The 20,916-nt window shown below is 68.1% G+C and carries 22 protein-coding genes and 1 riboswitch; of the genes, 13 read left to right on the forward strand and 9 right to left on the reverse strand.

Annotation, left to right across the window (positions count from 1 at the left end; translation table 11 throughout):
• Positions 1 to 75 precede the first annotated feature (75 nt).
• Positions 76 to 1,380 (forward strand): D-amino acid dehydrogenase, encoded by a 1,305-nt coding sequence (locus QP512_RS02340; protein ID WP_286070822.1) that lies wholly within the window; start codon positions 76 to 78, stop codon positions 1,378 to 1,380.
• The gene (gene alr, locus QP512_RS02345) at positions 1,359 to 2,426 is read left to right on the forward strand and encodes an alanine racemase (RefSeq protein ID WP_286070823.1); all 1,068 of its coding nucleotides are present in this window, start codon (positions 1,359 to 1,361) and stop codon (positions 2,424 to 2,426) included. The genes QP512_RS02340 and alr overlap by 22 nt, the downstream gene beginning before the upstream one ends.
• A 107-nt stretch (positions 2,427 to 2,533) precedes the next feature.
• Here alr and QP512_RS02350 read toward each other — a convergent pair whose 3' ends face one another.
• Positions 2,534 to 3,100, reverse strand: coding sequence for a DUF3016 domain-containing protein (locus tag QP512_RS02350; protein WP_286070824.1), 567 nt, complete (start codon positions 3,098 to 3,100; stop codon positions 2,534 to 2,536).
• 243 nt (positions 3,101 to 3,343) lie between these two features.
• On the opposite strand from QP512_RS02350, the gene QP512_RS02355 reads away from it, so the two are divergent.
• Both QP512_RS02355 and QP512_RS02360 read left to right on the forward strand, forming a co-directional pair.
• On the forward strand, positions 3,344 to 5,332 hold the full coding sequence (locus QP512_RS02355; RefSeq protein ID WP_286070825.1) for an ATP-binding protein: 1,989 nt from the start codon (positions 3,344 to 3,346) through the stop codon (positions 5,330 to 5,332).
• Between the two features lie 43 nt (positions 5,333 to 5,375).
• Positions 5,376 to 5,669 carry a DUF3247 family protein gene (locus QP512_RS02360; protein WP_286070826.1) on the forward strand — a complete coding sequence of 98 codons (294 nt, stop codon included), beginning with the start codon at positions 5,376 to 5,378 and terminating at the stop codon, positions 5,667 to 5,669.
• Between the two features lie 72 nt (positions 5,670 to 5,741).
• Here QP512_RS02360 and QP512_RS02365 read toward each other — a convergent pair whose 3' ends face one another.
• The gene (locus QP512_RS02365; protein WP_005407925.1) at positions 5,742 to 6,005 is read right to left on the reverse strand and encodes a hypothetical protein; all 264 of its coding nucleotides are present in this window, start codon (positions 6,003 to 6,005) and stop codon (positions 5,742 to 5,744) included.
• Between the two features lie 159 nt (positions 6,006 to 6,164).
• Here QP512_RS02365 and QP512_RS02370 point away from each other — a divergent pair, with 159 nt between their 5' ends.
• From QP512_RS02370 to QP512_RS02380, 3 genes are read left to right on the forward strand one after another with little or no spacing between them, the layout of a single operon-like run.
• Positions 6,165 to 7,229: a class I SAM-dependent methyltransferase gene (locus QP512_RS02370; protein WP_286070827.1), complete on the forward strand. Its 1,065-nt coding sequence runs from the start codon at positions 6,165 to 6,167 to the stop codon at positions 7,227 to 7,229.
• A complete protein-coding gene (locus QP512_RS02375; protein WP_286070828.1) occupies positions 7,226 to 7,927 on the forward strand; it encodes a pseudouridine synthase in 702 nt (233 codons plus the stop codon). Before QP512_RS02370 ends, QP512_RS02375 begins: the two co-directional genes overlap by 4 nt.
• On the forward strand, positions 7,924 to 8,607 hold the full coding sequence (locus QP512_RS02380) for an HAD family phosphatase (RefSeq protein ID WP_286070829.1): 684 nt from the start codon (positions 7,924 to 7,926) through the stop codon (positions 8,605 to 8,607). The genes QP512_RS02375 and QP512_RS02380 overlap by 4 nt, the downstream gene beginning before the upstream one ends.
• 38 nt (positions 8,608 to 8,645) lie before the next feature.
• Here QP512_RS02380 and fabB read toward each other — a convergent pair whose 3' ends face one another.
• On the reverse strand, positions 8,646 to 9,854 hold the full coding sequence (gene fabB / locus QP512_RS02385) for a beta-ketoacyl-ACP synthase I (protein ID WP_286070830.1): 1,209 nt from the start codon (positions 9,852 to 9,854) through the stop codon (positions 8,646 to 8,648).
• A complete protein-coding gene (fabA, locus tag QP512_RS02390; protein ID WP_010484110.1) occupies positions 9,854 to 10,369 on the reverse strand; it encodes a 3-hydroxyacyl-[acyl-carrier-protein] dehydratase FabA in 516 nt (171 codons plus the stop codon). The genes fabB and fabA overlap by 1 nt, the downstream gene beginning before the upstream one ends.
• Before the next feature lie 191 nt (positions 10,370 to 10,560).
• Between fabA and dinB the strand changes: the two genes are divergently transcribed.
• A complete protein-coding gene (gene dinB, locus QP512_RS02395; RefSeq protein ID WP_286070831.1) occupies positions 10,561 to 11,655 on the forward strand; it encodes a DNA polymerase IV in 1,095 nt (364 codons plus the stop codon).
• A 271-nt stretch (positions 11,656 to 11,926) separates the two neighbouring features.
• On the opposite strand, the gene QP512_RS02400 is transcribed toward dinB, so the two are convergent.
• Together QP512_RS02400 and QP512_RS02405 are read right to left on the reverse strand one after the other, a co-directional pair.
• A complete protein-coding gene (locus QP512_RS02400) occupies positions 11,927 to 12,838 on the reverse strand; it encodes an MBL fold metallo-hydrolase (protein ID WP_286070832.1) in 912 nt (303 codons plus the stop codon).
• 161 nt (positions 12,839 to 12,999) lie between these two features.
• Positions 13,000 to 13,638: an NAD(P)H-binding protein gene (locus QP512_RS02405; RefSeq protein ID WP_286070833.1), complete on the reverse strand. Its 639-nt coding sequence runs from the start codon at positions 13,636 to 13,638 to the stop codon at positions 13,000 to 13,002.
• Between the two features lie 108 nt (positions 13,639 to 13,746).
• Between QP512_RS02405 and QP512_RS02410 the strand changes: the two genes are divergently transcribed.
• From QP512_RS02410 to gph, 3 genes are all read left to right on the forward strand, one after another.
• A complete protein-coding gene (locus tag QP512_RS02410) occupies positions 13,747 to 14,676 on the forward strand; it encodes a LysR family transcriptional regulator (protein WP_286070834.1) in 930 nt (309 codons plus the stop codon).
• Positions 14,673 to 15,464, forward strand: coding sequence for a class I SAM-dependent methyltransferase (locus QP512_RS02415; protein ID WP_286070835.1), 792 nt, complete (start codon positions 14,673 to 14,675; stop codon positions 15,462 to 15,464). The genes QP512_RS02410 and QP512_RS02415 overlap by 4 nt, the downstream gene beginning before the upstream one ends.
• 64 nt (positions 15,465 to 15,528) lie before the next feature.
• Positions 15,529 to 16,197, forward strand: a complete 669-nt coding sequence (gene gph, locus QP512_RS02420) for a phosphoglycolate phosphatase (protein ID WP_286070836.1) — start codon at positions 15,529 to 15,531, stop codon at positions 16,195 to 16,197.
• 115 nt (positions 16,198 to 16,312) lie between these two features.
• On the opposite strand, the gene btuB is transcribed toward gph, so the two are convergent.
• On the reverse strand, positions 16,313 to 18,154 hold the full coding sequence (gene btuB, locus QP512_RS02425; protein ID WP_286070837.1) for a TonB-dependent vitamin B12 receptor: 1,842 nt from the start codon (positions 18,152 to 18,154) through the stop codon (positions 16,313 to 16,315).
• A gap of 114 nt (positions 18,155 to 18,268) precedes the next feature.
• Positions 18,269 to 18,492, reverse strand: a riboswitch (cobalamin riboswitch).
• A 143-nt stretch (positions 18,493 to 18,635) separates the two neighbouring features.
• On the opposite strand from btuB, the gene QP512_RS02430 reads away from it, so the two are divergent.
• Complete coding sequence (locus QP512_RS02430) at positions 18,636 to 19,214, forward strand: histidine phosphatase family protein (protein WP_286070838.1); 579 nt, start codon at positions 18,636 to 18,638, stop codon at positions 19,212 to 19,214.
• A gap of 89 nt (positions 19,215 to 19,303) precedes the next feature.
• On the opposite strand, the gene QP512_RS02435 is transcribed toward QP512_RS02430, so the two are convergent.
• Together QP512_RS02435 and QP512_RS02440 are read right to left on the reverse strand one after the other, a co-directional pair.
• Positions 19,304 to 19,666 (reverse strand): TfoX/Sxy family protein, encoded by a 363-nt coding sequence (locus QP512_RS02435; protein ID WP_286070839.1) that lies wholly within the window; start codon positions 19,664 to 19,666, stop codon positions 19,304 to 19,306.
• Positions 19,663 to 20,145 (reverse strand): GAF domain-containing protein, encoded by a 483-nt coding sequence (locus QP512_RS02440; protein WP_286070840.1) that lies wholly within the window; start codon positions 20,143 to 20,145, stop codon positions 19,663 to 19,665. Before QP512_RS02440 ends, QP512_RS02435 begins: the two co-directional genes overlap by 4 nt.
• A 68-nt stretch (positions 20,146 to 20,213) precedes the next feature.
• Between QP512_RS02440 and bioD the strand changes: the two genes are divergently transcribed.
• Entirely contained in the window at positions 20,214 to 20,897 is a 684-nt protein-coding gene (bioD, locus tag QP512_RS02445; RefSeq protein ID WP_286070841.1) for a dethiobiotin synthase, read from the forward strand.
• Positions 20,898 to 20,916 lie beyond the last annotated feature (19 nt).

The following is a 20,916-nucleotide window of genomic DNA, read 5'->3' on the forward strand; positions in this document are numbered from 1 at the left end:
ATCGGCTGTCTATACTTCCCCAATTATGGTCCCGGCGCGCTCCAGTGCAGGGAATGATCGGGTTGGAGAAGTCCCATGCGAGTCCTAGTTCTCGGCAGCGGCGTGATCGGCACCACCAGTGCCTGGTACCTGCGACAGGCCGGGTTTGAAGTCACGGTCATCGACCGCCAACCCGGCCCGGCGCTGGAGACCAGCTTCGCCAATGCCGGCCAGCTGTCGTTCGGCTACACCTCGCCGTGGGCGGCCCCGGGCGTGCCGAAGAAAGCGATCGGCTGGCTGTTCGAGAAGCACGCGCCGCTGGCGATCAAGCCGGGCATGGACCTGGCCCAGTACCGCTGGCTGTGGCAGATGTTGCGCAACTGCACGCATGAGCGCTATGCGATCAACAAGGCGCGCATGGTGCGCATGTCCGAATACAGCCGCGACTGCCTGAACGAACTGCGCGCGCAGATCGGCATCGAATTCGAAGGCCGCGACCTGGGCACCACCCAGCTGTTCCGCACTCAGCAGCAGCTGGACGCTTCGGCGCAGGACATCGAGATCCTGGCCCAGTACGGCGTGCCGTACGAAGTACTGGACCGCGCCGGCATCATCCAGGCCGAGCCCGCGCTGGCCCATGTGGATGGCCTGGTGGGCGCACTGCGCCTGCCGCGCGACCAGACCGGTGACTGCCAGCTGTTCACCCGCCGCCTGGCCCAGCTGGCCGCCGACGCCGGCGTGGAATTCCGCTACGACCAGGACATCACCGGCCTGGAGTTCGATGGCGACCGGGTGACCGGCGTGCGCGTCGGCAACCGGGTGGAAACCGCTGACCGGGTGGTGGTGGCGCTGGGCAGCTATTCGCCGGCCATGGTCGCGCCGCTGGGCATGCGCCTGCCGGTGTACCCACTGAAGGGCTACTCGCTGACCCTGCCGATCACCGACCCGGCGATGGCGCCGACCTCGACCATCCTGGACGAGAGCTACAAGGTGGCCGTCACCCGCTTCGACAACCGTATCCGTGTGGGCGGCATGGCCGAAGTGGCCGGTTTCGACCTGTCGCTGTCGCAGCGCCGCCGTGAGACCCTGGAACTGGTCGTGCGCGACCTGTACCCGAAGGGCGGCGATGTGGCCAAGGCGCAGTTCTGGACCGGCCTGCGCCCGGCCACGCCGGACGGCACGCCGGTGATCGGTGCCACGCCGTTCCGCAACCTGTACCTCAATACCGGTCACGGCACGCTGGGCTGGACCATGGCCTGCGGTTCGGGTCGCTACCTGGCCGACCTGATGAGCGCGCGCCAGCCGCAGATCAGCACGGAAGGTCTGGATATTTTCCGCTACGGCCAGTACGGTCACGCGCCGCAACACGAGAACCGCACATGCGTCCTGCCCGCGCGCTGATCGATCTGGGCGCCCTGCGCAGCAACTACCGGCTCGCCCGTGAACTGGGCGGTGGCAAGGCCCTGGCGATCATCAAGGCCGATGCCTATGGCCATGGCGCGGTGCGCTGTGCCCAGGCGCTGGAAGACGACGCCGATGGCTTCGGCGTGGCCACCATTGAAGAAGCGCTGGAACTGCGCCAGGCCGGCATCCGTGCGCCGATCCTGCTGCTGGAAGGCATCTTCGAACCCAGCGACATGGCGCTGGTGGCCGAGCATGATTTCTGGTTCGCCGTTGGTTCGCCGTGGCAGCTGGACGCCGTGGCCGCCTTCGACAGCCCGCGTCCGCTGACGGTGTGGCTGAAGCTGGACAGCGGCATGCATCGGCTCGGCCTGGACGTGGACAGCTTCCGTGCCGCGCATGCGCGCCTGTCGGCGTTGCCGCAGGTCGAGCGCATCGTGCTGATGACCCACCTGGCACGTGCCGACGAGCTGGACAGCGAACGCACCCACGAACAGGCCGCGACCTTCGCCCGTGCCACCGACGGCCTGCAGGGCGAGACCAGCGTGTGCAATTCACCCGCGCTGCTGGGCTGGCCGGACGTGCGCAGCGATTGGGTGCGCCCGGGCCTGATGCTGTACGGGGCGAACCCGCTGCCGGATGCTACGGAGGTCACCGCGCGGCTGCGCCCGGTGATGACGATGCAGTCCAAGGTGATTGCCGAGCGCTGGATCGACGCCGGCGAGCCGGTGGGGTATGGCGCCCGTTTCGTGTCGAAGGCACGCACGCGTGTTGGCGTGGTGGCGCTGGGTTATGCCGATGGCTATCCGCAGTTTGCGCCGAACGGCACCCCGGTGCTGATCGACGGCCAGCCCGGTGTGCTGATCGGTCGCGTGTCGATGGACATGCTGACCGTGGACCTGACCACGCATCCGCAGGCCGGCGTCGGCAGCGTGGTGGAGCTATGGGGCACTGCGCCGACGCTGTCCGAACTGGCCCCGCGCTGTGGCGTGAGTGCCTACCAGCTGCCGTGCGCGGTCAAGCGCGTGGCCAAGGTATACGTGTAGCGCCGAGCCCAGGCTCGGCTTCGGTAGCGGCCGACCTTGGCCGGCGCCGGTCGTCTGACGTGTGTCGACCAAGGTCGACACCTGCCGGCGGGGCGCGTTGCCCGGCCTTACCGCGCGGCGGTGGCCTGGCTGGCCAGCTGGCGCTTCACCCAGTCATCGATCAGGCGCTTCTCGTAGCGCAGCGGGTCGCTGTCGCTCTTCAGGCCCAGGTTGTGCAGGTAGCCGGTATCGCTCAAGCGCGCGTCACCTTCGCTGACGATGCGGCCGCTGGCGTCCTTCAACGTGTACTGCAGGGTGATCCGCGGCGGGTAGATGTCGCGCATGATCCGGATATCGCGCCCGCGCGGGCCGTGCCACGGCTCGTAGTCACCGGCGCGCTTGATGTCGACCAGCGTCACATCCAGGGTCTGGCCCGGTTGCAGCGGCTTGGCGGCGGTGGTCTGCACATAGCGCGCCAGCTGCTGTACCCAGTCGCCGCGTTCGGCCTCGAAGCGGTTGCTGCTCTGGCGGATCTCGGTGAACCTGGCCGGATCGTCCCACTTCACGCTCACCGGGCCATCGGCCTGCAGTGCGCGGGGGGCTGCTGGATCGGTCACCGCGCGGGGCGCAGCCTGGGCGCCGCCTGCCACGAGGGCGCCGGCCAGCAGCAGGGCGGAAGCAAGTGAGCGGTTCATGACGGTCTCCTGCATCCCCTGAGGGGGACGATGTTGATCACACATCGAGTGTGAGCCTGCTCCCGGGCAACGGCAATGGCCGAATGCGTCACGCACAAGAGCGGTTGCCGCCAATTCATCGTCGTCAACCATGACTGACGGCGCTTGACGCTGTGAATACGTCCTTTGGAAGATGCTGTGCCTCCAATACGGCCCGTCCAGACGCCCTTGTCCACACTGCCGCCCCTAGTGGAGCGCCCACCGATGATGGTGCCGGCGCCCGAACCCGACCTGCATCATGGCGTGCTTGAGCGCATCAACGCCGGTTTCTGCGTGATCCAGGTGCTGTTCGAGGGTGACCGCGCGATCGACTACCGCTTCATCGAGGTCAACGACGCGTTCGAGCGCCATACGGGCCTGAAGGATGCCCTTGGCCAGCGCATGACAGCGCTGGAGCCGAACCACGAGCAGGACTGGTTCCGCATCTACGGCGAGGTCGCGCGCAGCGGCCGGCCGGCACAGTTCGAGATGGAGGCACGGGCGCTGGGCCGCTCCTTCGCGGTCGACGCGGTGCGCGTGGGACGACCGGGAGAGGACAAGGTCGGCATCCTGTTCTTCGACATCACCGCACGCAAGCAGATGGAGGTGGAGCTGGGCGAAAGCGAAGCCCGCTTCAGCGCGCTGGCCGATGGCCTGCCGATGCCGGTATGGGTGCTCGACGAGCGCGGCCACGCCCGTTTCGTCAACAGCGCCTTCAGCGAGTTCTTCGGTGGCGATGAAACGCGCGTGCCGGAAGACGTCTGGCGCGGGCTGGTGCATCCGGATGATGCGTCGGTGTTCGAGTACGAACTGCAGGAAGCGCTGAAGGCACAGCGATCGATGCATGCGCTGGTGCGTGCGCGCCGTGCCGATGGCCAATGGCGCTGGCTGGAAATGAACGCGCGCCCGCGCTTCTCGCGCATGGGCCGCTTCATAGGCCTGGCCGGCAGCAGCCCGGACGTGACCGAACGCCGCGAGATCGAACTGGCACGCGAGGAACTGCTGCAGTCCGAGCGCGCCGCGCGCAGTGCCGCCGAGAACATGGCGCGGTTGAAGGACGAGTTCCTCGCCACCCTGTCGCACGAGCTGCGCACGCCGCTGACCACCATCCTTGGTTGGAGCGAACTTCTGCTGCAGCGCGTGGACAACACCAGCCCGCTGTTCAAGGGCCTGAACGTGATCGCCAACAGCGCCGGCGCACAGAAGCGGCTGATCTCGGACATGCTTGATCTCAGCAGCATGCTGCTGGGCAAGGTGCAGCTGGAAGTGGAAGTGCTGGACCTGCGCACGCTGCTTGGCGAGGCCATCGGCGCGCAGGAACCGGTGGCCGAGGGCAAGGCGCTGGACGTGCACCTGCAGCTGCCCGAGCAGCCCAGCCTCGTGCTCGGCGATGCCACCCGCCTGCAGCAGGTGTTCTGGAACCTGCTGTCGAATGCAATCAAGTTCACCCCGGCCGAAGGCCGCATCGACGTACAGCTGCAGGCCGACGACAGCCACTGGATGATCACCGTGCGCGATACCGGCGACGGCATCGCACCGGAGTTCCTCAACCACCTGTTCAGCCGTTTCCGCCAGGCCGATGGCACCACCACGCGGCGCCATGGCGGCCTCGGCCTGGGGTTGGCCATCGTGCAGCAGCTGGTTGAACTGCATGGCGGCACGGTCACGGCCGCCAGCGAAGGGCATGGCCACGGTGCCACCTTCACCGTGCGCCTGCCGCAGCACCTGCCGGATGCCGAGCGCCGGCCGCTGCGCGAAGTGATCAGCGGGCCGATCCTGGAGCCGGTGATCGTCGAGCCGTATCCGCTGCGGGGCGTGCACGTGCTGGCGGTGGAAGACCAGCCGGAAGTGCTGGAGTACCTGCGGCGCATGCTGGAAGAGCAGGGCGCCAGCGTATCGGCGGCCAGTTCGGCCGGCGAGGCACTGGCGCTGCTGGCCGATACCGGGCACCTGCAGTACCACGTGATGCTGACCGATATCGGCATGCCGGGCATGGACGGTTACGGGCTGGTGCGCACGCTGCGCGAAGACATGGGCGTGGATGCGGCAACACTGCCCGCGGTGGCGGTGACCGCACTGGCGCGTGCCGATGATCGTCGCCGGGCGCTGGCCTCGGGCTTCCAGGAGCACGTCGCCAAGCCGTACTCGGTTGCGCAGCTGGTAGCTGCCGTGCGCAAGGTGCAGGTGCCGCGCGCGGACAGCGCACTGCACTGAGCATTCACGGCCGATCGGCGACCCTGCACGCAGGAGGTCGCCGATGTCCCGTACCGCTCCCCGTATCCATACCGACCCGGCGCAGATCGCGCGCCTGGAAGCCCTGCTGCCGCAGCTGGAAGGCGAAACGCAGGTGGAACTGACCCTGCATGATGGCCGGCGCCTGCTCGGCACGGTGGCGGTGAAGCCCACCGTGCAGCAGTACCGCAACGGCGCCGGCGATGAAGGCAGCAACGGCCAGCTGCGGCTGGACGACTACGACACGCCGGTGCAGCAGCACCACGTGTGGCTGGACGAGATCGCCAGCATCAACCGCCTGCCACCCAGGGCGCCCTGATCGGTTGCAGAGCCGAGCCCACGCTCGGCTGCGCCCTCGCCCGAGCGTGGGCTCGGGCGCGCTACCGGTGCCTCAATGCTCGAACAACGTCGGCGTCGCCTCGAACCGGCGCGCATAGGCGCGTTCTTCGGCGACCCGCGCCACCTCGTCATCGGCCAGGTCCGGTGCGCCGTACACCGCATAGGCCACGCTGCCATCGGCGCCATGGCCGACCTGGTGCAGCCGGTAGCGCGAGTGGCCGCCGCCGGTGTCCTCGGGGTAGTGCACGGGCGGATGGCTGCCTTCCAGGTCCATTTCACTGTTGTCGACCACGCCACCGACGAACAAGGCTCGCATGCAGGTTCTCCTGGGTTTCCGGGGGGGAGCCTCTACCCTGAACGTTCCAATGTTGCTGGCGGATCAAGGCCCCGTTCGGGTTTCGCAAAGCGGCCAGCCGGGGCCGGCGCGGCCAAGCCGGTACAATGGACGGCCCTCACGCTTGAAGTACCCGCGCCGATGGCCTCCAGCGACGACGCCCCCCTGCAGACCCTGTTCCTGCCGTTCTCCCAAGGCGCCCTGCGCTGGCCGGAGGGTCCGGTGGCCTTCCTGCGTGCCCGCGATGGTTGGCCGTTGCGCGAGGCCGCTGGCACTCGCGAAGTGCATTGCGAGCAGAGTTTTGCCCCGTTCGCGCAGCCGTTGCAGCAGGCCGCCGGCTGGACCGTCCGTGGCCAGCTGGACGATGCCGCCGGCAAGGGCCGCTACCCGCTGGTGCTGGTGCTGCCGCCGCGCCAGCGTGAAGAGGCGCGTGCGCTTTTCGCCCGCGCGCTGGCGCTGGTCGCCGATGGCGGCCGCATCGTCGCCTGCCAGTCCAACAACGAAGGTGCGCGCTCGGGCGAGGGCGATCTCAAGCAGCTGGCCGGCCTTGGCGGGAGCCTGACCAAGAACCACTGCCGCGTGTACTGGACCGCACCGCTGCAGGGCCAGCACGATGCCGAGCTGGCCAAGCGCTGGTCGGCACTGGATGCGGTGCGCCCGATCGTCGGTGGCCGCTTCCTCAGCCGTCCGGGCGTGTTCGCCTGGGACCGCATCGATCCGGCGTCGGCACTGCTGGCCGAACACCTGCCGCCCGATCTGGCCGGGCGCGCCGCCGATCTCGGTGCCGGCTACGGCTACCTGTCGCGCGAGCTGCTGGAGCGCTGCCCGAAGATCACCGCGCTCGACCTGTACGAGGCCGAGCAGCGCGCGCTCGCGCTGGCCGAGCTGAACCTGGCGCCGCCGCCGCGCCCGCTGCCGCTGCGCTTCCTGTGGCAGGACGTCACCGCCGGCATCGAGCCGGGCTACGACGTGATCATCAGCAATCCGCCGTTCCACACGCCGTCGCGCGCCGACCGCCCTGACATCGGCCAGCGCTTCATCGCCGTGGCCGCGCAGGCACTGCGTCCGGGCGGGCGCCTGTACGTGGTGGCCAACCGCCACCTGCCGTACGAGTACACGCTCAACGAGAGCTTTGGCGCGGTGCGCGTGATCGCCGAGCGTGATGGCTTCAAACTGGTGGAAGCAGTGAAGGGCAAGGGCCGATGAAACTGGTCAAGCACATCGCCAACCTCGGCTATGGCAGCCGCAAGCAGGTGCAGTGGATGTTCCGCGAAGGCCGTGTCACCGACGCCGACGGCGAAGTGCTGTACGCGGATGACCAGGTGGCGCACGACGCCATCCGCGTTGACGGCGAGCCGCTGGACCCACCGGCCGGGTTGTCGATCGCGCTGCACAAGCCGGCCGGCTACACCTGCTCGACCAAGGACACCGGCCGCCTGATCTACGACCTGTTGCCGCCGCGCTTCCGCGACCGCGATCCGGTGCTGTCCACGGTTGGACGCCTCGACCGCGAGACCAGTGGCCTGCTGCTGCTGACCGACGATGGCGGCCTGCTGCACCGGATCATCTCGCCGAAGTCGAAGTTGCCCAAGGTCTACGACGTTGAGCTGAGCGACGACCTGCGCGGCGACGAAGTGGCGCTGTTCGCCAGCGGCACGCTGATGCTTGAATCCGAGAAGACGCCCCTGCTGCCGGCTGAACTGGAAGTGCTGGATGCGCGGCGCGCGCGCCTGGTGCTGCACGAAGGTCGCTACCATCAGGTGCGCCGCATGTTCGCCGCCACTGGCAACCATGTGCAGGCCCTGCACCGCAGCCGCGTTGGCGGGCTGGACCTGCAGGGACTGGACGAGGGGCAATGGCGGCAGCTCACCTCAAGCGACCTGGATACGCTGTTCGCTCCATGACCACCATCGCTGCGCTGCCCTTCCTGCCCGACGCCGTCATCTTCGACATGGACGGCCTGATGATCGACAGCGAGCGCGTCTCGCTGGCTTGTTGGAGCGAGGCTGCCGACGAATTCGGGCTGGGCCTGGACGAGGCGGTGTTCCTGCGCATGATCGGCCTCGGCGACCGCGATACGCACGCGCTGCTGCGTGCGCAGGGCATCGAGGACAGCGTGATCGACGCCGTGGCAGCACGTTGCCATGAGCTGTACGAAGCACGCACGCAGACCGGCCTGCCGTTGCGGCCGGGCATCCTGGAGCTGCTGGAACTGCTGAAGGCACATGCGGTTCCGCGCGCGGTGGCGACCACCACGCGGCAGCCACGGGCCAACCGCAAGCTGGCCGCTGCTGGCCTGCTGCCGTACTTCGATGCGGTGATCACCAGTGGCGACGTGGCACGGCCGAAGCCGGCGCCGGACATCTACCTGCTGGCCGCGCAGCGGCTGGGGCAGGCGCCGGAGCGGTGCCTGGCGCTGGAAGATTCACCGGCCGGTACGCGCGCGGCGCTGGCCGCCGGCATGACCGTGATCCAGGTGCCGGACCTGGTGCATCCGGATGAAGAGTTGCGTGCCCTGGGCCACCGCATCGTTGGATCGCTGGTGGACGCGCACGCGCTGCTGCTGCCGTTGTTGCCGAGGTAACCGGTAGGTGCCGACCGTTGGTCGGCACGCCTTCCCCATCACACCCGCCCGAACACCAGCGCGGCGTTGGTGCCACCGAAGCCGAAGCTGTTGGACATCACCGTATCCAGCTGCTGCTCGCGGCTTTCGCGCAGGATCGGGAAGCTCTCCACCTTCGGGTCCAGCTCGCCGATGTTGGCCGAACCGGCGACGAAGCCGTCGCGCATCATCAGCAGGCAGTAGATCGCCTCGTGCACGCTGGCCGCACCCAGCGAATGGCCCGACAGCGCCTTGGTCGACGACAGCGGCGGTACCGCATCGCCGAACACTTCGCGGATCGCATTGAGCTCGGTGACGTCGCCCAGCGGCGTGGAGGTGCCGTGGGTGTTGAGGTAGTCCAGCGGACGATCGACGCCCTGCAGCGCCATCTTCATGCAGCGCACCGCACCTTCGCCGGACGGGGCGACCATGTCGGCGCCGTCGGAGGTGACGCCATAGCCGATCAGTTCGGCGTGGATGTGCGCGCCGCGTGCAACGGCGTGGTCGTAGTCCTCCAGCACCAGCATGCCGCCGCCGCCGGCGATGACGAAGCCGTCGCGGTCCTTGTCGTACGGACGCGAGGCGCTGGCCGGGGTCTCGTTGAAGCTGGTCGACAGCGCGCCCATCGCGTCGAACATCACGCTCATCGACCAGTGCAGATCTTCGCCGCCACCGGCGAACATGATGTCCTGCGCGCCATGGCGGATCATGTCCGCGGCAGCGCCGATGCAGTGCGCCGAGGTGGCGCAGGCGGCCGACAGCGAGTAGCTGACGCCCTTGATCTGGTAGGCCGTGGCCAGGCAGGCCGACACGGTCGAGCACATCGTGCGCGGCACCATGTACGGGCCGACCTTGCGCACGCCACGTTCGCGCAGCAGGTCGACCGCGCCGATCTGCCATTCGCTGGAGCCGCCACCGGAGCCTGCGATCAGGCCGGTACGCAGACTGCTGACCTGCTCGGCGCTGAGCCCGGCATCGGCGATGGCATCGCGCATGGCCAGATAGGCGAAGGCCGCCGCATCGCTCATGAAGCGCTTTTGCTTGCGGTCGATCAGCGCGTCCAGGTCGAGGTCGACGCGGCCGCCGACCTGGCTGCGCAGGCCCGCTTCGGCGTGGTCGGCCAGGGCGGTGATGCCCGAGCGCCCTTCGCGCAGCGCAGCCGAAACGGTATCCAGATCATTGCCGAGGCAGGACGTGATGCCCATGCCGGTGATGACGACGCGACGCATCAGAAGCTCCCGGTTTCAGTGAACAGGCCGACGCGCAGGTCGCGCGCGCTGTAGATTTCGCGGTCATCCACGTACATGCGGGCATCGGACTGGGCCATCACCAGCTTGCGGTTGATGACGCGGCTGATGTCGATCTCGTAGCGCACCAGCTTGGCGTCCGGCAGCACCTGGCCGGTGAACTTCACTTCGCCACAGCCCAGCGCGCGGCCCTTGCCGGGGGCGCCCAGCCAGGTCAGGAAGAAGCCGGTCAGCTGCCACATGGCATCCAGGCCCAGGCAGCCGGGCATCACGGGGTCGCCGATGAAGTGGCAGCCGAAGAACCACAGGTCCGGGCGGATATCCAGTTCGGCGCGTACCATGCCTTTGCCATGCGGTCCGCCGTCCTCGCGGATGTCGGTGATGCGGTCGAACATCAGCATCGGATCGTTGGGCAGACGGCCGGCGGCGGCGCCGAACAGTTCACCGCGTGCGCTGGCCAGCAGCTGTTCGCGGTTGAACGCGTGGAGACGGGTCATGAAGCACAATCCTGGAAGCGGGGAAACAGGGAAACAAGCGCTCGAGGATGCCCGTGGAAACTGCGCCGATCAAACATTTCAACCGTACGCAACCGTAGTGTTTTCAATGGAATACGCGCATCCTGTTGATGTGCAACGACCATACTTCGGCGTGTGGCCCGTCCGGCACGCCCCCGCCCTTTCCGCCTGACATGACCCGACTGCGCAAGATCATCCACGTTGACATGGACGCGTTCTACGCGTCGGTGGAGCAGCGCGACGATCCGTCACTGCGCAGCAAGCCGGTGGTCGTGGCATGGCGCGGCGCGCGTTCGGTGGTGTGCGCGGCCTCGTACGAGGCACGCGTGTTCGGCGTGCGTTCGGCGATGCCCGCCGTGCGTGCCGAGCGCCTGTGCCCGGATGCGATCTTCGTGCCGCCGGACTTCGCACGTTACAAGGCGGTGTCACAGCAGGTGCGCGCGATCTTCCTGCGCCATACCGACCTGGTCGAACCGTTGTCGCTGGACGAGGCCTACCTCGATGTGACCGAGCCGAAGAGCGGCATCGAACTGGCCACCGACATCGCCCGCACCATCCGCGCGCAGATCCGCGAGGAAACGAACCTGACTGCTTCAGCTGGCATCGCGCCAAACAAGTTCCTGGCCAAGATCGCCTCGGACTGGCGCAAGCCGGATGGCCAGTTCGTGATTCCGCCGCAGCGGGTGGACGCGTTCCTGCTGCCGTTGCCGGTGAACCGGGTGCCCGGCGTCGGCAAGGTGATGGAAGGCAAGCTGGCCGCACGCGGTATCGTCACCTGCGGCGACCTGCGGCAGTGGGCCTTGATCGATCTGGAAGAGGCGTTCGGCAGTTTCGGCCGCAGCCTGTACAACCGTGCACGTGGCATCGACGAGCGGCCGGTGGAACCGGACCAGCAAGTGCAGTCGATCTCCTCGGAGGACACCTTCGCCGAGGACCTGCTGCTGGAAGACCTGGGCGAAGCGATCGTGCAGCTGGCGGAGAAGACCTGGAATGCAACGCGCAAGACCGAGCGCGTCGGCCACACCGTGGTGCTGAAGCTGAAGACCGCGCAGTTCCGCATCCTCACCCGCAGCTTCACCCCGGAACGCCCACCGGAATCGATGGAGGAACTGCGCGACATCGCGCTGGCCCTGCGCGCCCGCGTCGACCTGCCGGCGGAGACGCGCTATCGCCTGGTGGGTGTCGGGCTGGGTGGGTTCCGTGAGAAAGAGCCGGTGGTGCAGGGGGAGTTGTTCGAGCACGAAACGAACGACTTCCCGCGAAGCTGACCCATGTGTCGACCAGGGTCGACACCCACCAAAAGCAGGCCATGCCACCCAGGCAGATCGCACAGAACTGTCGAAGGCGGGGTGGGTCCGGTTGCGGGGGCGTGAGCGCCATGGATGGCGCGACCGAGCCTCCATGGACGGATTCACGGCGTCCCCCGCAACCGGACCCACCCCGCCATCCCAGGGATAGCCAGCCGTTGCTGCTGCTTCGGCTGTTGCCGTTGCATTGAGCAGGTGCAGGGCGCAGCCCTGCAAAAGAAAACCCCCTACCTCACGGCCACTGCATCTCGCCCTTGGCCACCTTCGCACTCAGCTCCAGCGATGCCACGCCATCCAGCTTCGGGTAACGCGCCTGCATCGCCTTCACCAGCGCCGCACTGTCCTTGGCCTTCGCCGCTTCGCCATCGAACGCGCGGATGTAGTCCGCCGTGAACGCCAGCGCACTCGCATCCAGCGCCGCACCCGGTGCGTAGTGCCCCGGCACCACCACCTTCGGCTTCAGCGCCTGCAACCGCTGCAGGGTCTGCAGCCAGTCGGCATGTGACTTCGGCGTCTGCGTATCGGCCATCCACACGTGCTCGCCGGCCACCACCGGAATACCGCCGACGATCGCGCGCAGCGACGGCACCCACAACACCGTGCGGTCCGGGGTCGGGCCATCCAGCCCGATCAGCGGCAGGCGCTGGCCTTCCAGCATCAGGGCATCACCGTCCAGCACCCGCGGCACCACGATGCGCGCCGGCACGTCCGCACCCATCTTCGGGCCCCAGTAGGCCAGCTTGCCGGCCTGGGTCTGCTGGATGTGGGCGACGGTCTGCGCGGTGGCGACGATGCGCGCCTTCGGGAACGCATCCTGCAGGGTGGCCAGGCCGAAGTAGTAGTCCGGATCGCCGTGGCTGATGTAGATCGTGGTCAGCTGCTTGCCGCTGGCGCGGATCAGCTCGACCAGCTTGCGCGCGTCGCTGGCGCCGAACTGCGCATCGACCAGGATCGCGTCGTGGCGGCCTTCGATCAGTACCGAGGACACCGAGAACATGGCCTGCGGGCCGGGATGGAAGGTCTGCAGGTGCAGCTGGGATTTCGTTGCCGTGGCCGGCGCCGGGGTGGCCGACGCGGCCATCAGCGGAGCACTGGTGAAACTGGCGGCCAGCGCGAGGGGAAGCAGCAGGGCAGCGGTGCGCATGGGGAATTCCTTGTGTCGGATGGGGAGCCGAGCGTGGGCTATGCCGGGCGTCCTTGCCCGGCCCCGTACGGGCCGTCGCAAGCGACGTTGGCAACGGCTCCTGCCGTTGCCTACGGCTCTACAGGTAGGTAGCGCCGGGCCAGCCCCGGCGCACGCCATGATCAATAGGCTGCCGTGATGATCTGTTTCGGGTACTGGTGCGCTTCCAGCTCGGCGACGAACGCCGCGCCGTAGTCGGCGTAGCTGATGCGGCTGTGGCCGCTGGCGTCGGCCAGGAAGGCCTTGGGCTGCACGCGGTACTGGCCGCGCTCTTCGCCCGGGCCGATTTCGGCGGCCGGCGAGAAGAACGTCCAGTCCAGGTCGTCCACCGCCTGCAGGCGATTGAAGGCTTCACGATGGGCCAGCGCGTACGGCTTGTAGGCCTCCGGGAAGGTGGGGGTATCGACCAGCTGCACGCCCGGCGCGACTTCCAGGCTGCCAGCGCCACCCACCACCACCAGGCGCGGTACACCGGCCTTGCGCGCGGCGGCGGCCAACTGCGCGGCTACCTCGCCGACGCGGCCGATGTCATCGCCCGGGCGCGGGCCGTAGGCACTGGCCAGTACGTCGTGGCCGGCGATGGCAGCGACCAGCGCATCCTGGTCATCCAGCGAGGCGATCACCGGATGGGCACCGGCCAGTTCGGCCGGAAGGTCCTGCGCGGTGCGCACGATGACGGTGAGTTCGTGGCCGTTGGCCAGCGCGTGGCGGGCGATCTGGCGGCCGATGTTGCCGGTGGAACCAACGAGGGCGATCTTCATGGCAGGACTCCGTGGGGCGGTGTGGGGTGGGAATGGGGCCACTCTAGGCCGCTGCAGTCGCTCGAAAAACAGCGTATAACGCGCTTGTTTGTTGCAGGAATCGAGCAGATGGATCGACTGACCGCCATGACCGTGTTTGTCGAGGTGGCCGAGCGTGGCAGCCTCACCGCCGCCGCCGAGGTGCTGGACATGTCGCGGGCGATGGTCTCCCGCTACCTGGCCGAGGTCGAGGGCTGGCTGGGCGCGCGCCTGCTCCACCGGACCACGCGCCGGGTCAGCCTGACCGGCCCCGGCGAGGCGGCGCTGGCGCGCTTCCGGCAGATGCTGGCCATCGGCGAGGCGCTGCAGGGCGAACTGGCCAGCGACGATCCCGAGCCGCACGGCACGCTGAGGGTGACCGCCAGCGTGTCGTTCGGGCAGGCCCACCTGGCGCGGGCGGTGGCAGGTTTCGTCGCACGCCACCCGGCGGCGCGCATCGAACTGCTGCTGGTCGACCGCATGGTGAACCTGGTGGAAGAGCGCGTGGACCTGGCCGTACGCATCGCCCGCCAGATCGACCCCAGCCTGATTGCGCGACGGCTGGCCACCTGTCGCTCGGTGTTGTGCGCGACGCCGTCCTACCTGCAGGCACGCGGTACGCCCACCGCACCGGAACACCTGGCCGCGCACAACTGCCTGACCCATCACTACGTGGGCAAGAGCCTGTGGCAGCTGCACCGCGATGGCCGTTCACTGTCGGTGGCGGTGGGCGGCAACATCAGCGCCAACGAGGCTTCGCTGCTGCTGGAGGCAGTGCGGGCCGGTGCCGGTATCGCCATGCTGCCGACCTACCAGGTGGCGCCGCTGCTGCGCACCGGCGAACTGATCGAACTGCTGCCCGGATTCAGCCTGGACGAACTCGGCATTCATGCCGTGTACGCGTCACGGCGCCAGCAGCCCGCTATCATGCGGCGATTCCTGGACTACCTGGCCGAGTGTTTCGCCAGCCCGGCCTTCCAGGATCTGGATTGGCGCCCACCGGGCAAGGAGAACACATGAACCATGGACAGGCCTTGATCGACCACAACCGTGCTGCCTGGGACCGCCAGGCCAGCGAAGTGCGCGAATGGTCGCGCCCGGTGGAAAGCTCAACCATTGCCGCCGCGCGCGAAGGCCGTTGGCAGGTGCACCTGACCCCACGCGCGCTGCCGCTGGACTGGCTGGGTGATGTGCGCGGCCGCCGCATCCTGTGCCTGGCCTCGGGCGGTGGCCAGCAGGCACCCGTGCTGGCGGCGGCCGGCGCAGACGTCACCGTGTTCGACCTGTCCGACGGGCAGCTGGAACAGGATCGCAGGGTCGCTGCGCGCGACGGCCTGCAGCTGCGCACCGTGCAGGGCGACATGCGCGACCTGCACGTATTCGCCAACGACAGCTTCGACGTGGTGTTCCATCCGATCTCCAACCTGTACGTACCCGACGTGCGCCCGGTGTGGACCGAATGCCGCCGCGTGCTGGCGCGCGACGGGATGCTGATGGCCAGTTTCTACAACCCGGTGCTGTTCGTCGGCGCGCGTGATCCGCAGCTGGATGCACAGGGCCTGATCCGGCCGCAGTACGCCATTCCCTATTCGGATCTGGAAGATCTGCCATCGGCGGAACGCGAGGCGAAACTGGCCCGTGGTGACGCGCTGACCTTCGGCCACAGCCTGACCGAACTGATTGGGGGGCAGCTGGATGCCGGCTTCGTCATCGATCGCTTCATGGAAGACTGGCAGCCGCGGCCGCGCTTCCTGATCGACCGTTACCTGCCCACCTTCCTGGCCACCCGCGCACGCCGGATCGGCTGAGGCGGATCCAGTAGAAAAAGGGCGGCGTACAATGGACGGCCCCACGTTGTACAGGCGCCGTCCCTTGTCGTATCCCTATCCGCTGGTCGTATTCGACCTCGATGGCACGCTGGTCGACAGCGCTGCCGATATCGCCGAAGCACTGAACCGCACGCTGGAGGACATCGGCTTGGCGCGCGTGCCGGAGGCCACCGTGCTGGGCTGGATCGGTGACGGTGTGCGTCGCCTGGTCGAACAGTCGCTGCAGGCCGCCGGCCGCGAGGTGGACCTGGCCGAGGTGATGCCGGTGTTCATGGTGCACTACCGTGAGTGCCTGCTGCGCAGCCCGCGCCTGTTCGATGGCGTGGGCGAAGCACTGGCGCAGCTGCGTGCACGTGCTGTTCCGCTGGCCATCTGCACCAACAAGCCCGAAGCGCTGGTGCCGCCGCTGTTGCAGTATCTGGGTATCGATGATGCGTTCGCGCTGGTGCTGGGGGGCGATTCACTGCCGCAGCGCAAGCCCAGCGGTGAGCCACTGCGCCATATCGCAGCGCACTTCGGGCTGCCGGTGGCGTCCTGCCTGATGGTGGGTGATTCGTTGACCGATTACCGCGCCGCCGAAGATGCCGGCATGCCGATCGCACTGGTGCGCTACGGCTATCCGCGCGGCCTGGACCTGGCCACCGCGCATGCGGTGGCGGTGATCGATGACCTGCGTGAACTGCCGGGACTGACCGCCGGTATCCCGGGGTAGAGCCGAGCCCACGCTCGGCTGCTTGAATGCATGAGCCTAGCATGGGCTCGGCTCTACAGTAGATCGACGCCATGCGTCGATGGAAAACGCGCCGGGCAATGCCCGGCGCCTTCCTTCACTTCGGCTGGTAACGCACGCTCAACTGGTACTCACGACCCGGCTGGTTGAACCACGCCACCGTCTCATATCTGCGGTCGAACACGTTGGCGGCACGCGCCAGCAGCGACCACGACGGCGTCAGCGCGTACTCGGCGCGCACATCCAGCGTGCCGTAACCTCCCACCTTCACCGCATTGGCGGCATCGTCGTAGCGCTTGCCCGCACCCTGCACGGTCAGGCCTGCGCGGAAGTCGCCGAAGCGGCGGTCGATGTCCAGGCGCGCGGTCTGCTGCGCGCGGCGAGGCAGCCAGTTGTCGAACTGGGTGCTGCCGCCGGTGCGGTTGCGCGGGTCGGTGTAGCTCAGCTGGGCGTTGATGTCGAAGCCGGCCAGCAGCAGGCTACCGGTCAGTTCGGCACCGCGGATGCGGGCCTTCTCCACCTGCTGCATCCTGAAGGTCGCCGCATCGTAGGTGATCAGATCATCGACGCGGGTTTCATACACGTCCAGGCCCCAATGCCAGCCCTGGCCCTGCTGCGAAACACCCAGGTTGGCACTCTTCGACTTCTCCGGATTCAACGTCGGCACGCCGCTCCACGGGTCATACAGGTCGCTGAAGGTCGGTGCCTTGAACGCGGTGCCATAGCTGGCATTGACGCGCAGGCCGTGGCCCAGTTCCATCGCCCAGCCAACGCTGCCGGTGGCGTGGTTGCCGAACTGCTGGTTGTCGTCGTTGCGCGCGCTGGCCTGCAGCTGGTGGCGGCCGAAGCGGCCCTGGTACTGCACGAATACGCCGGTGTTGCGGCGGCTGTCGACGAGGTAACCCGCGCTGCTGCCATCCAGGTTGTCTTCGCTCCAGTCCACGCCTGCGCTCAGCAGCTGGCCTTCGGCCACGCCGATATCGCCCTGCAGCGAGGCGCTGTCGCGGTGGGTCTGTGCGCTGCCACGTGCACCGAAGTCGCCGAAGTTGTCCGACTCGTTGTCACTGCGGCCGACGCTTGCGGTGAATGCCAGGCGCTCGGACGGGGTGTAGCGCACCTTGCCGGCCAGCACCTGCTGGCGGGTCTCGGAGTAGTTGTAGTAGCCGTCGTAGTGGTTCCTGCCGTCGGCGCGCAGCGCGCTGCCTTCCACGTTCCACTTCTCGTTGAAGGTATAGCCACCGCGCAGGCTCTTGGACAGGTTGCGGTAGCCGTCGCGGTCGGGCTCGTTGGCGAAACAGCCGGCGAACAGCGTGGCCGAGCCGCGGCAGGCATCGATGCCATCGGAATGCTGGTAGGCGATGTCGGCACCGAACCAGCCGCGCTCGGTACCACCGCCAATGCCACCGCTGGCTTCACGCAGCCCGTTGCTGCCACCGCCAAGCTGGAAATGCGGGGCGAAATCGCCCTGGTTGCGGCGGGTGAAGATCTGGATCACGCCACCGATGGCGTCGGCGCCGTACAGGCTCGACTGCGGGCCGCGCACGATTTCCACGCGTTCGATCTGCGCCAGTGGCAGGTCCTGGTACATGGCCAGGCCGAGGTCGGCGCTGTTGATGCGCACGCCATCGACCAGCACCACCGTGTGGCTGGAATTGGTACCGCGCAGGAACAGCGAGCTCTGCTTGCCGAGCCCGCCGGCATTGGTGAGGTTGATGCCGGCGCGGCCACGCAGCAGCTCCTGCAGCGAGGTCGCCTGGCTCGCTTCGATCTGTGCGCGATCGATCACCTGTGCCGGCGCGATGCTGTCCTGCAGGGCAATCGGGGTGCGGGTAGCGGTGACCAGGATCTGGTCGAGCGCGGTGGTGTCCTCGTTGGCCTGTGCCAGCGCGGGCAGGGCGGCCAGCACGGCCAGGGACAGCATTCGGGACTGCAGCTTCATGGGGGACTCCAGGTGCCACGCACGCCCGCGTGGCGAAGGGGAGGAGCCGCGAAGGCAGGCACGCGCCGATGCCGCAGCATGGGCTGCGGTCATCCAGCGCCATGCCCACCGCATCGCGACCTGAGGCTTCCGGGCCGGTCTCCGGGCTTGCCGCCGGGTGGCGCGAGGCCACCGTCCAGGCGCCTTCCCATGCCCGTGGCACAGTGGCGGTGTTGCCTGGAACTGACGTGCTTACCGTTGCGGGGGCAGCGCCGGCCTGGCGTGGAATCACGCGTCACCGGCTTCCCGTTTCAACCTGCCGGCCGTGGCCGCAGGTCACCTGGAAGTGGGCGCAGTCTACGGCATCGCAGGCAGTCCCGTTGCGTCGCGTCTGCTCGACTGCTTCGGCCGTGCCTTTAGAATGGTTGCTCGATCCCGTGGTGCCGTTGCCGATGTCCGCCCGTTTTCCGCTGTACCTGCGTTGCCCGTCCGGGACGCACGCATGATCCTCGACCTGGTCCGCCATGCCGGCAATGGCCGTGATGAATACCTTGATGGCCGCAGCGACCCTCCGCAACTGGCTGGCCTGCCGCAGGAACTGATCGAGGCCTATGCCGCGCAGCCCTGGGGGCGGGTGATCAGTTCACCGCGGTTGCGTGCGCTGCACACCGCCATGGCGCTGGCCACGCCGCGCGGGCTGGACGTGGAAGCAGACGAGGAATGGGAAGAGCTGGACTTCGGCGATTGGGACGGGCAGTCGCTGTTCGACCTGCCGGAAGACGCAGTGGCGGCCTTCCACGCCGATCCGCATGCGTTCCCGCCGCCGAACGGCGAGAGCTGGGGGCATTTCGAGCGGCGCATCGCGCGCGCGCTGGATCGCCTGCTTGACGAGGATGACCCGGTGCCGACGCTGGTGGTCAGCCACGGTGGCCCGCTGCGCATGGTGCTGTCGCAGGTCTGCGGCCTGCCGATGTCGCTTTGCTGGGCGCTGCGCATCGACCACGGCACGCGCCTGCGGGTGTGGCTGGAGCGGGGTGAGGTCGGGCTGGTGGGTGAGCTGCTGGAGCTGCAGCAGCCCTGATCTGCTCTGGTAGAGCCGAGCCATGCTCGGCTGCACTTCGATCAGAAAAGCCAGCCGAGCGTGGGCTCGCCTCTACAGAAGGGCGCGGCTCAATCCTCGTCCGCGCCCTCGTCAACGCTGTCTTCAGCGTCATCACCGGCATCGAAGCGCTGCTCATGCACCGGGCCCGAGGCCGGGCCGGCCGCCTTCAGCGGATGCGCGGCGATACGCGCTTCATAGTCCTGCACCAGCGCATCGCGCTGCGGCTCGCTCAGCTCCTGCCAGTGGCAGTCCAGCAATGCACCTTCCAGCGAGTACAGCAGGTTCAGGCTGGGCTTGAAGCCGGCACGCTTGACCTTGACGAAGGCACCGACCGCACCGATCGCGACCAGGTCGTCGCGGCTGCGCAGGCCGACCTGGCGCAGCCAGGCTGCACTTTTGGGGCCGATGTTGCGCAGCTTCGGTGCGCTCATCCCAACGCCTCGACGAACACGCGGGCGATGGCTTCCAGGCCAGCCTGATCCTCGGCGTCGAAGCGGCCGACCTTCGGGCTGTCGATGTCGAACACGCCGATCAGTTCATCACCACGCAGCAGCGGCACCACCAGTTCCGAGCGCGAGGCCGAATCGCAGGCGATATGGCCGGGGAAGGCATCGACGTCCTCCACGCGCTGGGTCACGCGCTGGGTGGCGGCGGCGCCGCACACGCCCTTGTCCAGCGGGATGCGTACGCAGGCCGGCAGGCCCTGGAACGGGCCGACCACCAGTTCCTTGCCGTCGTACAGGTAGAAGCCCACCCAGTTCAGGTCGGGCAGGGCGTGGTAGACCAGTGCAGAGAGGTTGGCCGCGTTGGCGATGCGGTCGGACTCGCCGTAGACCAGGCCTCGGGCCTGTTCCAGCAGCTGGGCGTATTGTTCCGGCTTGCTGCCGGTGAGCGAGGCATTGGCGAACATGGTTGCAGTCTAGCAAGCGCGCCGGGCCGGCGATAATGCACACACTGTTGCCCTGTTGGAGCCCTTCGATGCCGTTGCCCGCCACGCTGCCGCCCGCCCTGTTCGTCACCGGCACCGATACCGGGATCGGCAAGACCGCCACCAGTACCGCCCTGCTGCATGCGCTGCGCCGGCGCGGGCTGCGCGCGGTCGGGATGAAGCCGGTGGCCAGCGGCAGTGAGGACCTGGGGCAGGGCCTGCGCAATGAAGACGCGCTGGCGCTGCAGGCGGCCAGCTGGCCGGTGCCGGACTACGCGGATCTGAACCCGTACGCGCTGCGGCAGCCGCTGGCACCGGAGCTGGCTGCTGCCGAGGATGGTGTGCAGGTTGAACTGGCGCCGATCGTGGCTGCGTTCGAACGACTGCGTGCGCAGGCCGATGTGGTGGTGGTGGAGGGCGTGGGCGGTTGGCTGGCGCCGGTTTCGGCCACGCTGGATCAGCTCGATCTGGTGCGTGCGCTGCAGTTGCCGGTGCTGCTGGTGGTGGGCATGCGGCTGGGCTGCGTGAACCACGCGCGGCTGACTGCGCAATCACTGCAGGCCAGCGGCGTGGACTGTCTGGGCTGGATCGGCAACCACATCGACCCGGCGATGCAGCGCCAGGACGAGAACGTGGCCACGCTGCAGCAGCGCCTGCCGATGCCGTGCTGGGGGCGGCTGCCCAATCTTCCGGGGGCGGATGGCCAGATCCTGAGCACGCACCTGCTCGATTGACCTGCCTACTGTAGAGCCG

Origin of the sequence: Stenotrophomonas sp. 57 (genome assembly GCF_030291075.1) — a bacterium.
GTDB lineage: Bacteria > Pseudomonadota > Gammaproteobacteria > Xanthomonadales > Xanthomonadaceae > Stenotrophomonas.